This is a genomic window from Streptomyces sp. BV286, assembly GCF_019090165.1.
GTDB lineage: Bacteria > Actinomycetota > Actinomycetes > Streptomycetales > Streptomycetaceae > Streptomyces.
In genome coordinates, this window is sequence record NZ_JAHRIB010000182.1 from 14,470 (window position 1) to 27,687 (window position 13,218).

The window sequence follows — 13,218 nt, forward strand, 5'->3', positions numbered from 1 at the left end:
CGGTCCTTTAGGGGCGCGGGGAACTGCGCAATCTTTTAAGGGGCGCGGGGAACTGCGCGACCAGCCCCCACCCACCCGCAGCCGAACCACCACCGCTCCACCCACCCCCAGTGGCGCAGCCCACGGTGGCGCAGCCCACGGTGGCGCAGCCCACGGTGGCGCTACCCCTCCCCGCGGACAGCGTCCCGCATCTCCTCAGGACACCCCGTACCCCGGGGCAACTGATACGGCGCAGCCAACCGATACGTGCCGGCCCGCGGAGCGAGCAGCTCCGTCCACTGGTCCCCGTTGACGTCCTCTTCCGTCTCCATCAGACACCCGTTGACGTTCTCGTACGTCTTGGGCGCCTCGTCGTCCTCCCGCCGCTTCGACTCCTCGGTCTCCTGCGGCGGTTTGACGCTCTTGCCCTCCGCGTCGACGAGGCCGAGCCACGGCGAGTAGGGGATCCGGATGAGCACCCGGCCCGCCCGCTTCACCTCGATCGTCAGCTCGCCCTGCTCGGCCCGGTCGACCACGGCGGGCGGGTCGGCCATCGGCGTCGGGTCGACGACCCGGAAGAGCTGCCAGTTGGCGTCGCCCCAGACCTGCTTCAGGTAGGGCATCCCGCGCTGCACGAGCTGCCGCTCGCGCTGGCCGCCGTCCCCGTCCGGCTCGCCCTTGGGCAGGACGACGTAGTGGACGGCCCAGCGCTTCAGCCACTCGTGGTAGTTCGCGGAGTTGAGGGTGTCGTCGTAGAAGAGCGGGTTGCGCTCCATGTCCGCCTGCCGGTTCCAGCCGCGGGCGAGGTTGACGTACGGGGCGAGGGCGGACGCCTCACGGTGCGAGCGGGCCGGTACGACCTCGACGCGGCCCTTCTCGGCGCCCGCCTCCTGGAGCTGGTTGACGAGGGGGGCCAGTTCGCGGGCCCAGGACGCGGCGGGCGTCGTGTGCACGATGTCGTCCACGGCCTTGAAGCTGATCCAGGCGTTCATGCCCACGAAGGCGACGACGATCGTGTACCACTTGCGCGAGCGCGGCACGGTGAACGGCAGCGCGGCGATCAGCGCGACCCCCGCGAACAGCATGGGGAGGCGGCTGATGTTGGAGCCGATCTGCGAGCTGATCAGCCAGACGAGGACGACGGACAGGCCGTACACCGCCGCCGTGATCCGGACCGTCTTCCACTCCTTGGGCACGAGGAAGACGACGAACGCCGAGTACGTGAACGGCAGCACGACCGACCCGAAGATCATCGGCTGCGTGCCGGAGAAGGGGAACAACCAGGCCGAGACGCCCACGACGACGGCGGGCGCGATGCCCAGCGCGTAGGCGCCCGGGCGGCGCTTCTGCAGGAACAGCGCCACCGCGACGAACCCCACGAAGAGCCCGGCCACGGGGGACGCGGCTGTCGCGATCGCGGCGAGCGGGGCGGCGCACAGGGCCTTGGCCCAGCGCTTGTAGCGCCAGCGGTACGGCCAGCAGAAGACGACGGCGGTCGCACCGAGCGCGAAGACCGTGCCGAGGCCGAAGGTCACCCGGCCGGAGATCGCGTTGCACAGGAGCGCGAACACTCCGGCGAGCGCCGGCCAGACCGGGTCCCGTACGGCTCTGGTGCGCATCAGGATCAGCATGAGCAGCCCGGCGGAGAGCGTCCCGGCGATCATCATCGTCGTCCGCACGCCGAGCACGGCCATCAGGTACGGGGACACCACGCTGTACGACACGGGGTGCATGCCGCCGTACCAGGCCAGGTTGTACGCGGAACCAGGGTTGCGCCCGACGAACTCGGCCCACGCGTCCTGCGCGGCGAGGTCGCCCCCACTGTTCGCGAACGTGAAGAACCAAATGACGTGGAGGATGCCGGAGAGTGCGGTGGCCAGGACCGCGGGGTGGCGGACGAAGCGGTGCATGCGGGTGGTTTCGGCGCCGCCGGCGGGCTCGTCCGGTCCGCCGCCCTCACCACCGGTCCCACCGTCGCCCGGGCCGTCGTGGCCCACGTCGGCCTTCGGGTGTCCGTCGGTTTTCGGGTGTCCGTCGGCCTTCGCGCGCTCGGACTCGGCGGGGGCCTCGCGCGGCCCGGTCGCCCCGTCGCGGGGATCGGTGGAGCCCTCGTCCGGGCCGGTGGGCTCCTCGCCGACGTCCTGAGGTCCGGAGGTGCCGGACGGTGCGGCACCGTCGGTCTGCCCGGCGGTGCCGGGGCTCTCGACGTGCCGTGTACGCACGCGTATTCGCGGGCCGGCCCCTCGGCTCGGCTCGGCGTCGTCGGCGTGCGTCGGCTCCGCTGTCGCCACGTGAAGGTACTCCCGTGTCCCGTTGTTCCACTCTCGGCCGGGCCCCGCGGCGGGCGACCTTGCCCCGTTCTCGCGACGCTAGCACGCACCCCGCCGGAGGGCTCCTGGGTGGTGCTCGTCGGCGGGGTGCGGTCGGTTCGACTGTCCTGGGGCGTACTCCCTGTCAGCTCACCCGGGTCAGCTTGGCGCCGTAGCCCGGTTCGGTGAGGTCCGACTGGAGCGCGACCGGGACGTCGACCGCGTCGCCCGTCGTACCGTCCCCGACGCTCAGCGAGCCGACCTTGGTTCCCGCCTTCGCCTCGTGCGGGATGGCCGTGCCGTCCTCGCTCAGCTTCAGCTTGACGGTCTGTCCGGCCCAGCCCACCGCGGAGACGTCCTTCGTGGCGACGACCGGCGTACGGCCGCCGAGCCCGTCGTCCACGTACCCGACGACGTCACCCTTCTTGAGGATCTTCCGCGAGGTCAGCGCCTCCTGCGCGGCGATCATCGCCGTCTTGCTGACCGCGTTGACCGTGTCGATGATCGGCGGGGTGTGCTGGCCGAGGATGGCGCCGACGACGATGACGTTCTCGCCGCCGACCTCCTGCGTGGCCGCGAACAGCAGGTTGCCGCCGGCCTTGGTGGTGGAGCCGGTCTTGATGCCGATGGCGTTGTTGTACGGCACGAGGCGGTTGTAGTTGTCCCACTTCTTGCCGGACGGGTCCACCCAGCTCGGCAGCTTGGTGATGTCCACCAGCGCCTGGATGTCCACGAGCTCGTTGCCGAGCTTCACCTGGTCCTCGGCGGTGGAGACCGTGGTCTCCTTCAGGCCCGAGGGGTCGGTGTACGTCGTGTTGGTCATCCCGAGGTCCTTGGCGGCGTCGTTCATCTTCTTGACGAACGCCTCCTCGGAACCGTTGGAGTCCCAACGGGCCAGCAGCCGCGCGATGTTGTTCGCGGAGGGGATCATGATGGCCGCGAGGGCGTCCTTCTCGGTGAGGGTGTCGCCCTCCTTGACGGTGTTGAGCGTCGACTCGCCGTCCTTGTCGAAACCGCCCTCCGTCTCCGCCTTCGCGTCGACGGGGATCTTCTCGCCGTCCTCGCCGGGCTTCAGCGGGTGTTCCTTGAGGATCACATACGCCGTCATCGCCTTGGCGACCGAGCCGATCGCGACGGGCTTCTGCTCCCCGAACGTGTCGACCGTGCCGATGCCGTTGACGTCCATCCAGCCCTGGCCCTCTTCGGGCCACGGCAGGGCGACCTTGTTCCCCTCGAAGGCGTAGGACTTGTCGGCGGTCAGCGCGAGGGTGGGGGCCGGCAGCGGACGTACAGCCTGTACGACTGCAAACACCACGGCCAGCAGGAGCACGAACGGCGTCCAGATCTTGACCCGGCGCACGAGCGTCCGCACCGGGGTCTGCCGGGGCGCCGGCGTGTTCGTCAGCTCCGCCAGCAGGTCCAGCGGGGGCCGCGGCGGCAGCGGCTGCTGCGTCGTCCGTTCGGGGCCGACCTGCGGGATGGCGGTGGTCTCGGCGGCCGGCGGCACCGAGGGCGAGGCGGCGGGCTTCGCCTTCGGCGGCGCGGGCTCGTCGAGCGGCTTGAGGGCCACGAACTTGCTGGTGCGCTCGGCCTCGGCCTCTGCGGCCGCCTTGCCACCGGCCGCCGCGGCGCCGTCCTTGCCGGTTCCGGTGGCCCTGCCCGGCTCGGCGACCTTGCCCGCTCCGGCGTCCGGCCCGGTCCCGGCCTTCGCTCCGGCCCCGGAATCCGCTTCGGAGGCGGAACGCTCACCGGTCTTGCCGTCACCCGTGGCGGACGTGGCGCCGCCCAGCTTGAGCATGGTCGTGGGCTGATCCACGGAGGGCGGCCGCTTGAAGACGGCGGTGGCCTGGTCGACTCGGGGCTCGGGCTTGTCCTCGACCGCGTCGGAGTCCGAAGCGGCGGCCGAATCCTTGGCGCCGCCGACGTCCGAAGCGGCGGCCGAATCCTTGGCCACGCCGGAGTCCTTGCCGGCACCCGGGTCCGGGTCCGCGCCGGAGGCCGTGTCCGCAGCGGAATCCGAATCGGTGTCGGGGGCCTCGTCCTCGGCGGCGTCCACCGCGAGGGTTCCGGCCCCGGCGGCAGCAGCGGCAGCGGCATCCGGGGTTTCGTCCCCGACCTCGGCATCTGCATCCGCATCGGCATCCGAGGCGGTGGCCTTGGCCGGTGCGTCGGCGGGAGCGGCGTCCTTCGGAGCGGCGTCCTTCGGCTCGCTCTCCGACGCACCCGCCGCACCCGGCGCTTCGTCGGCTTCGACATCGGCATCGGCGTCGGCCGCGGTCTCGGCCTTCGGCTGCGACGTCACCGCGTCCGTCGACCCGCTGCCGGGCTCACGCTCGGCGTCGGCCTCGGAGTCCTTCTCCGCGGTGCCGGAGTCGGCGTCGGGCGTGGCGATGTCGGGAGCGACGTCGTCCGGCCCGGAGTCCGCGCCGGACGAAGGAGCCTCAGCATCTGCCTCGCTCACGTCCTGCACGTCCTGCACGTCCTGCGAAGCCTGGCTCTCGGACCCGGCTTCGGCCTCGACCTCCGCTTCGGCGTCCGCCTCGGTCTCCGAGGAGACCTCGGCGTCTGCGCCCGGGTCGTCGGCATCGGCGTCATCCGTGCCGCCGCCGGCGCCCTCGTCCGCAGAAGCGCCCTCAGGCGCCTTCTCGTCCGCCGTGGCGACCCAGGCCGCCACCGCGTTCCGCAGGCGCGCGTCGCCGCCCCCTGCGCCCTGGGCGCCGCCCTCCGCGGGCCTCTCCGGCTCCGCAGAACCGTCACTCCCCCGGGAACTCCCGGAGGCCGACCCGTCGGAGCCCTCCGGCTCCGCCGCATCCGCCGGCTCCGCCGATTCCGCGGAACGCGCCGAACCCGTGACGCTCTTCGTCGAGAACACCGCCGTGGCCGTGTCCACCCGGGAGGCCGCCGTCACGGCCTCCCGTGCGACCGCGAGCCGCGGGTCCGGAACCGGAGCCCTGCTCCCCGACGTCGTTTCTGCCGACGACTCGTTCTGCTTCGACCTGTCGGGGGACTCGCCCGCCACCGATGCCTCCTCCGTGCGCCACACACCGTGCGCCCAACCGAACCATGAACCCGTAAACCAGTGCACACGCGGCCCGGACACCCGTGTCCGAACCATGTACCAGTGTCCTGTGTGGGGGCTTAACCCCTGCGGTAGACGAGAACGACATATCTATCGGTTCCACTACGAACCGGTCACGCACTCTCGACAGACCAATGTGAGAGGGGTCACCCTGTCATTCATCCACGCGGGGAGGCATGGATGGGCAGGAGCCGCAGAACAATTCCGGAGGAGCTTCTGTTGCTGGCGCTGGACCCGACCACGGGTACCACCGCACAGCCGCAGTCGCTCGACCTCGGTCTGGCCGGAGCACAGCTAGTGGAGCTGGCGCTGGCCGGACGGATAGCCCCAGACGGGGATCGTATCGCCGTGGTGGCACCACGGCCGACCGGAGATCCGACCTTGGACTGTGCGCTGGAACTACTCCGCAGGCGGGGTGCTCCAGTACGCGCTGTGAACTGGATCGGCGGGCCCCGACTGGGGCTGCGCCAGACATATCTCTCGCATCTGGAGCGATGCGGCATGGTTCATGCCGTGGCGGGTCAGATGTGCGGGGTGCTTCCGACGACTCGCTATCAAGCGACGGACACGGAGATCAGCCGGGAGATCAGGGCCCGGCTGGACAGCGCGATCCGCACCGGCGTACCGCCGGACCCGCGGACCGCCGCACTGGCCGCGCTGGCGCACGCCGTCGGCCTGGGCAAGCACCTCTACCCGGGGAACGAAGGGCGTTCGTCGCGCTCCCGTCTCCGGGATCTGATCAGGCACGACCCCATGGGCGGCCTCGTGGCACACGCCGTGATGGACGTCCAGAACGGTGTGGCCGCACAGCCGCGCCGCAGCCCGGCACCGGCCGGCCGTCAGGCCGCCCCCGGAGCCAGGCCCGCACCGGAGCCCGCCAGGGGCGTTCCGATGCAACCGCGCCGCGGTTCGATGGCGCGCGCCGTGGCCCACTGAGTCGCTGGTCCACGGCACCACCGCTACGACCGCAGTACGGCAGTACCCGCAGCATCAGTAGTAACTCCGCAGTACCCACCGTGCACCGCGCCTCGCGCGTCACGCACGTCAGCGCCGCACCGCAGTCGCCAGTACCCGGTTCGGGAGCCGCTGGGCCGCGCGGGGCGACGGGCCGTTCGTCGGGACGACGACAGGCCCGTCGCCCCGCGCGTCCGTGTGTCCACAGTCGTCCACTGTCGTCCGTCGCCGTACGGACGGCAAGGTGGCGCGAGGTGGCGACAAGTGGCGTGTACGCACGGCATATCCGCTGTTTCCCAGCGGTAGTAAGCGCCTTGGTGGCAATCTGCTCAACAGCAGATACGCAAAGTACAGGCAGCACGCAGCCGGAGGTGCACGTCCCGTGGCGTCCAATGTCAATCCCACCGTCAGGCGACGCCGGTTGGGCCAGGAGCTGCGACGGCTCCGCGAGCTCAAGGGCATGACGGCCGAAGAGGTCGCCGAGCGGCTGCTCGTCTCGCAGTCGAAGATCAGCCGCCTGGAGAACGGGCGGCGCAGCATCAGCCAGCGCGACGTCCGCGACCTGTGCGGGGTGTACGAGGTCGAGGACGTCCGGATCGTCGACTCGCTGATGCAGATGGCCAAGGACTCGCGCCAGCAGGGCTGGTGGCACTCCTTCGGCGACATCCCCTACAGCGTCTACATCGGTCTGGAGACCGACGCGGCGAGTCTGCGCGTCTACGACCCGCTGGTCGTGCCGGGCCTGCTGCAGACCCGTCCGTACGCCGAGTCGCTGATCCAGGGCGCGCTCCCCGAGGCGGCACCCGGTGACATCGACAAGCGTGTGCAGGTACGGCTGCGGCGACAGGAACGTATCTCCGACCTGGAGAACCCCTTGCGGCTGTGGGCCGTCCTGGACGAGGCCGCGCTGCGCAGGACCGTGGGCAACAAGCAGGTGATGATCGAGCAGTTGGAGCACCTCGTCGAGATGTCCCACGTACCGCACGTGACGGTGCAGGTCATCCCGTTCACGATGGGCGCCCATCCGGGGGTGAGCGGTCAGTACGCGATCCTCGAGTTCCCCGACGCGGCCGACTCCAGCGTGGTCTACATCGAGGGCGTCACGAGCGACCTGTACCTGGAGAAGGCGAACGACGTCCAGAAGTACAGCGTCATGTACGAGCATCTGCGGGCGCAGGCGCTCAACGCGGACCAGTCCCGTGAGTTCATCGCGGATGTCGCGAAGGACTACGCGCACTGAGCTGATTCGGGGCCGATTTCGACCGCCCCGCGAGAGGGAGCGGGACAATACACCCTCGGCCTATCGCAGCGGAAGACCCAGCTGGTATATGCCATCCGGTCGAGTGAATAGTCGCTTCGTACGCCGATGTTGGCGAGTAGCGTCGATCACGCCAGGGAGCAACGACCTTGGCGCAATCCGAACCGTGGGTTCCACAGGGGACCCGCAGCTCGGTGACAGCAACTCAGCAACTGGCTACCGGAGCGAACATGGCAATCAAGCAGGGCTCCTCGGACACGTGGACCAAGTCTTCGTACTCCCAAGGAAACGGCGCATGCGTCGAGGTCAAGTCCCCTGTCCTGGCGGCGATGGCCGTCCGCGACTCCAAGGTCGTCGAAGGCCCCACCCTGGCCTTCCCGGCGGAGTCGTGGAACGCCTTCGTCTCAGAAGTGAGCCGCGGCACCGTCTGATCTCAACGGATGCCTCGCGCAGTACGCACAGCAGAAGCGGTACGCACAGCAAGAGCACCGACAACTGGATCAACAACTGCACACGCACCATGAAAGAGCCCTCTCGACTGGCCCGCCGTCCCGGCCGAGGGGGCTCGGCCCTGTCCGGGTGATCGCGAAGGGCCCCTGCATTTGTGTGCGTGGCGCGCAGATGTCGCACATGAAATCCGTGATCGTCCGCGTGGATCTTCTTTTCCACGCGGCGGACCGACGGAAATGCGTTCCGATCCCCGCCAAATATGATCAGTCGCCCCACTGTTCACATACCGTTCCGCCTCTCAACCGACCGTTCCTGTTCGATTACAGTGCTGAGCTGTCGACCGTACGGACGGAATCGGATCGGGATCTCAGGAGGCCTCGGTGGGTGCGACAGCCGGTGCCGTCTGGGGCCGCGCCGAACAGCAGGACTTCCGCAGCCGGGTGCGTGGCACGCTCCTCGGCGCGGCGGTCGGTGACGCGCTGGGCTCGCCCGTCGAGGGCCTCACGCTGGAGGAGATCCGTGCGGCGCACGGCGCGGAAGGGCTCACCGACCTGGCGTTCGGCCACGGCAGGCGCGGGGCCGTCTCGCATCTCACCCAGCTGAACCTGTTCTCGGTCGACGGGCTGATACGGGCCCAGGTGCGCCGGGACACCGGTGCCTGGCATCCGCCGACGGATCTGCACCGCGCCTATCTGCGGTGGGCCTCCACGCAGCGCGACTGGGGCCCGGACGAACGGCGCAAGGAGGACGGGTGGCTGGCGCGCGAGGAGTGGCTGTACGCCCGGCGTGAGCCCGCGCGCGCCTGCCTGATCGGCCTCGGTGACGAGCTGATGGGCACGCTGGACGCGCCCAAGAACCCCGACGAGCGGGGAGTGGAGGCGGCGGCCCGCTCCGCGCCGTTCGGGCTGCTGGTCGGCTGGGAGCCGCAGCTCGTCATGCAGCTCGCGGTGGAGTGTTCGGCGCAGACGCACGGCCACCCCCTGGCGTACCTGTCGGCGGGCGCGTACGCCGTCATCGTGCACGGGCTCGCGCGCGGTGAGAGCCTCGACACCGCCGTCCAGCGGGCGCTGCAGTTGCTGGCCGCCCGCCCGGGGCAGCAGCCCGTCGCGGAGGCCCTGCAGCGGGCTCTGGGGGCCGTACGGCAGGGCATGCCGACGCCGGCCCGGGTCGAGGATCTGGCCGGGGACGGCACGGCGGACGGACTGCTCTCGGTGGCCGTGTACTGCGCGCTGGTCGGCGAGGACACCCGGCACGGGCTGTGCCTGTCGGTGAACCACGGTGGCGCGTCGGCCGCCGCCGGTGCCCTCACCGGCGCGCTGCTCGGAGCCATGCACGGCGAGACGGCCCTTCCGCCGTCCTGGCTGGCCGAGCTGGAGGGCCGCCCCACCATGCTCGTCCTCGCGGACGACTTCGCGATGGAGATGACCCAGGGCCCGGCCCTGCACGGTCCGGCGGGCTCCTCACCGGGCTGGCTGGCCCGGTATCCGCGCGGATACGCGGCCCTGCCGGGCGGCACGCCGGTCCCGGCGGTCTGAACCCCGCAGACCGTCGGCCGCGACGCGGCCGGCCGGGTCTGGTGCACGGCCGGTGCACGGCTGGTGCACGGCTGGTGCACGGCTGGCGCTCAGCCGGGGCAGGGCCGGGGCGCCCCGGAACAGGTCGGGGCGACCGCTCGTTCCCGAGCGGTCGCCCTCCTGCCCCTCGTGTGCGGATCAGTCCTTGACCGGCGTGCCCACCACGTCGTCCGCGGGTCCGGCCGGGACCGGTACCGCCGCGGCGGTGGATCCGTCGTCATCCGTGTTGATCTTCGCGATGAGCGCGTCCCTCTCCGGGGTGTCCTCCGGCTTGACGTAACCGACGACGATGTAGAGGACGAGCGACACCGCGAGCGGGATCGACACCTGGTACTGGAGCGGGACTCCGCCGTCGACGTTCCAGCTGATCGGGTAGTTGACCAGCCAGAAGGTGACCAGTCCGACGCCCCAGCTGATCAGCGCCGCCGTCGGGCCGCTCTTGCGGAACCACGGGAGCAGGCCCAGCATCAGCGGGATCGCGATCGGACCCATCAGGCCCGCCACCCACTTGATGACGACGGTGATGATGTCACCGAAGAAGGCGGAGTTGACCTGGGTCGCGATGGCCATCGACAGACCGAGGAAGAGCAGCGTGGCCCAGCGGGCGGCCAGCAGTCCCATCCGGGTGTCCCACTCGCGCGCCTTGCGTGAGACCGCGGGCATGATGTCGCGGGTGACGACGGCGGCGATCGCGTTGGCGTCGGACGAGCACATCGCCATGGTGTGCGAGAAGAACCCGACGACGACCAGACCCAACAGCCCGTGCGGCAGGAGCTGTTCGGCCATCAGCGCGTACGAGTCGCCCGGTGTGTCCGTCTTGATGATCAGCGGCGCGACCCACATCGGGAAGAACAGCACGAGCGGCCAGACCAGCCAGAGCACGGCGGACAGCGTGGCCGAGCGCGTGGCGGACTTCGCGGAGTCCGTGGCCATGTAGCGCTGGGCCTGGTTCCACATGCCGCCGTTGTACTCGAAGGTCTTGATGAACAGGTACGCGATCAGGAAGACCATCATGTACGGGCCGGCCAGCGGCTTGGTGTGGCCGTCGAGCGCGGGCTCGTCCCAGACGCTCCAGAGGGTGCCGAAGCCGTTCAGCTCGGCCATGACGGCGACGAGCATCGCGATGCCGGCGACGAACTGGATGATGAACTGGCCGAGTTCGGTCAGCGCGTCCGCCCAGAGACCGCCGACCGTGCAGTAGACGGCCGTGACGGCACCGGTGATGAGGATGCCCATGTTGAGCGAGACACCGGTGAAGACGGACAACAGGGTGGCGATGGCGGCCCACTTGGCGCCGACGTCCACGATCTTCAGCAGGACGCCGGACCAGGCGAGCGCCTGCTGTGTGGGCAGGTTGTAGCGGTTCTTCAGGTACTCCAGTGGCGAGGCCACGTGCAGCCGTGAGCGCACCCGGTTGAGCCGGGGCGCGAACAGCTTCGCGCCGATCGCGATGCCGATGGCGATCGGGAAGGACCAGGTGACGTAGGAAGTGATGCCGTACGTGTAGGCGATTGCCGCGTAGCCCGTGAACATCACGGCGCTGTAGCCGGACATGTGGTGCGAGATGCCCGACAGCCACCACGGCATCTTGCCGCCGGCCGTGAAGAAGTCGCTGACGTCGTCCACACGTTTGTGGGACCACAGGCCGATCGCGACCATCACACCGAAGTAGCCGATGAGCACGGCCCAGTCGAGACCGTTCATGTGCCCCCTCCCAGGGTCGTGAAGCGCCCGCTCATCGTGGGTTTGATGGCATGACTCCGACAACCACTCGTACAGTCAAAGGGAGGTAAAATAGTTCTGCTTACTGACCTCGGTTCATGTTTCTGAACGTGGCCCGTGATGACTATCGCATCAGCTCACCCGCGTTGACCAGCAAGGACTGCCCTGTGATGGCCCGCGACCGGTCCGACGCCAGGAACACCGCGGCGTCCGCCACGTCTCCGTCCGTGGCCAGCTCGGGCAGCGCCATCCGCGAGGTGAGCCGCTCCAGCACCTCGGGCTCCGGCACGCCCTCGGTGTACGCGGTGAACTGCACGTACGCCTCCACCGGCGGGCCCCACATCCACCCCGGCAGCACGGTGTTCACCCGGATCCGATGCGGACCGAGCTCCCGCGCCATGGAGTACATCGCGCTGGTCAGCGCGCCCTTCGAGGCCGCGTACGCCGCCTGTCGCACCTGGGAGGGGGCGGCGACCGACGACTGCGTCCCGATGACGACCACCGACCCGCCGCGCTCCTTCAGCGCGGGCAGGCAGGCCCGGGTCATCCGCAGGGTGCCGAGCAGGTTCACGTCGAGCACGGCCTGCCAGGTGGCGAAGTCCGCGTCCTCCAGACCGCCGAAGTAGCTGTCCCAGGCGGCCACATGGACGACCGCGTCGAGCCGGCCGAAGCGCTCCACGGCGAGCGCGGTCAGCGCCTCGCACTGGGCCTCGTCGGTGATGTCGGTCGCCCGGTACGCCGTGTGCGCGCCGTCCGGGTCGAGTTCGGCGGCGGCCTTGGCGAGATTCGCCTCGGTGCGGGCGCCGAGGACGGCGTTGCCGCCGTCGCGCACGACCGCCGCCGCGACCTGGTGGCCGAGTCCGGCGCCCACCCCCGAGACGACGACTGTCTTGCCCTGGAGCAGTGACATTGCGGGCCTCCCGGCTCTGGCGGTTGATCTGACGGTCCGTCAGAGTAGGTGCGTCCGGCGGAGGACGGAACCCCGGAGGACACAGGCCCGAGGAACACGGAGAAGGGGGAGCGCCATGCTCGATGACACACCGGTCGACACGCGCAGCGAGGTGTACGCGGAACTGGCCGCCGTCGGCCCGTACGGCGTCCGTCCCGGCCACGCCCTGATCACGATGGTGGAGCCGCATCCGGGCCACGAGTACGCGTACAACCGCTGGTACGAGGACGACCACTACTACGCGGGCGCGATGGCCATGCCCTGGATGGCGGCGGGCCGCCGCTGGGTGGCGACCCGCGACCTCCAGCTCCTGCGCTACCCCGAGAAGTCCGCGGTCGCCCAGCCGGTCACGGCCGGCTGCTACCTCTCGACGTACTGGGTCACGGACGGCCGCTACGACGAGCACATGAAGTGGACGGTCGGCATCAACAAGCGGCTGAACAGGGACGGCCGGGTCTACCAGGACCGTACGCACGTCTTCACCGCGTTCCAGGACCACGAGGCGACGGTGTACCGGGACGGGGCCGCCGGGCCACGCGACTTCCACGCGCTCGACCATCCGTACGCGGGCCTGGTGCTTCAGGTGATCGACGCCGAATCCCCCGAACAACGCGGCGAGTTGCTGGAGTGGCTGCGCTCCCGCCACCTCCCGAAGCGCCTCGCGGGCTCCCCCGCCGCCATGGTCACGGTCTTCCGCCCGACCCCGCTCCCCGGCGACCGCATGACGTACGTGAAGCAGGTCGAAGGCGTCGACACACGGCTGACGCTGCTGTGGTTCCTGGAGGCGGACCCGCGGGAGTGCTGGGAGGAGTACTTCACCGGGCTGGACACCACGGTGGCCGAAAGCGGCCTGGGGCAGGTGGAGTTGGTGGCCCCCTTCATCCCGACGGTGCCGGGGACGGACCGGTACGTCGACCGGCTCCGCTGACCGCCGCCGGCCCTGC

The 13,218-nt window shown here is 70.2% G+C and carries 9 protein-coding genes; 5 read left to right on the forward strand and 4 right to left on the reverse strand.

What is annotated here, in order from left to right:
• Nucleotides 1-161: 161 nt before the first annotated feature.
• Both KUF83_RS35865 and KUF83_RS35870 read right to left on the reverse strand, forming a co-directional pair.
• The gene (locus KUF83_RS35865; protein ID WP_374106231.1) at nucleotides 162-2,270 is read right to left on the reverse strand and encodes an MFS transporter; all 2,109 of its coding nucleotides are present in this window, start codon (nucleotides 2,268-2,270) and stop codon (nucleotides 162-164) included.
• A gap of 163 nt (nucleotides 2,271-2,433) precedes the next feature.
• Nucleotides 2,434-5,307, reverse strand: coding sequence for a D-alanyl-D-alanine carboxypeptidase (locus KUF83_RS35870; protein ID WP_308403292.1), 2,874 nt, complete (start codon nucleotides 5,305-5,307; stop codon nucleotides 2,434-2,436).
• A gap of 240 nt (nucleotides 5,308-5,547) precedes the next feature.
• On the opposite strand from KUF83_RS35870, the gene KUF83_RS35875 reads away from it, so the two are divergent.
• The 4 genes from KUF83_RS35875 to KUF83_RS35890 all read left to right on the forward strand — a co-directional run bounded on the left by KUF83_RS35875 (nucleotide 5,548) and on the right by KUF83_RS35890 (nucleotide 9,564).
• On the forward strand, nucleotides 5,548-6,303 hold the full coding sequence (locus KUF83_RS35875; RefSeq protein ID WP_217459231.1) for a GPP34 family phosphoprotein: 756 nt from the start codon (nucleotides 5,548-5,550) through the stop codon (nucleotides 6,301-6,303).
• Nucleotides 6,304-6,703: 400 nt separating this feature from the next.
• Nucleotides 6,704-7,561 carry a helix-turn-helix transcriptional regulator gene (locus tag KUF83_RS35880; RefSeq protein WP_217459232.1) on the forward strand — a complete coding sequence of 286 codons (858 nt, stop codon included), beginning with the start codon at nucleotides 6,704-6,706 and terminating at the stop codon, nucleotides 7,559-7,561.
• A 248-nt stretch (nucleotides 7,562-7,809) separates the two neighbouring features.
• A complete protein-coding gene (locus KUF83_RS35885) occupies nucleotides 7,810-8,010 on the forward strand; it encodes a DUF397 domain-containing protein (RefSeq protein WP_217459233.1) in 201 nt (66 codons plus the stop codon).
• Nucleotides 8,011-8,409: 399 nt separating this feature from the next.
• The gene (locus tag KUF83_RS35890; RefSeq protein ID WP_217459234.1) at nucleotides 8,410-9,564 is read left to right on the forward strand and encodes an ADP-ribosylglycohydrolase family protein; all 1,155 of its coding nucleotides are present in this window, start codon (nucleotides 8,410-8,412) and stop codon (nucleotides 9,562-9,564) included.
• Between the two features lie 177 nt (nucleotides 9,565-9,741).
• Here the strand turns inward: KUF83_RS35890 and KUF83_RS35895 are convergent, their stop codons facing one another.
• Both KUF83_RS35895 and KUF83_RS35900 read right to left on the reverse strand, forming a co-directional pair.
• Entirely contained in the window at nucleotides 9,742-11,307 is a 1,566-nt protein-coding gene (locus tag KUF83_RS35895; RefSeq protein WP_217459235.1) for a sodium:solute symporter family protein, read from the reverse strand.
• A 142-nt stretch (nucleotides 11,308-11,449) separates the two neighbouring features.
• Nucleotides 11,450-12,235 (reverse strand): SDR family oxidoreductase, encoded by a 786-nt coding sequence (locus KUF83_RS35900; RefSeq protein ID WP_217459236.1) that lies wholly within the window; start codon nucleotides 12,233-12,235, stop codon nucleotides 11,450-11,452.
• A 115-nt stretch (nucleotides 12,236-12,350) separates the two neighbouring features.
• Here KUF83_RS35900 and KUF83_RS35905 point away from each other — a divergent pair, with 115 nt between their 5' ends.
• Entirely contained in the window at nucleotides 12,351-13,202 is an 852-nt protein-coding gene (locus KUF83_RS35905; RefSeq protein WP_217459237.1) for a hypothetical protein, read from the forward strand.
• The last annotated feature ends 16 nt before the right edge of the window (nucleotides 13,203-13,218 follow it).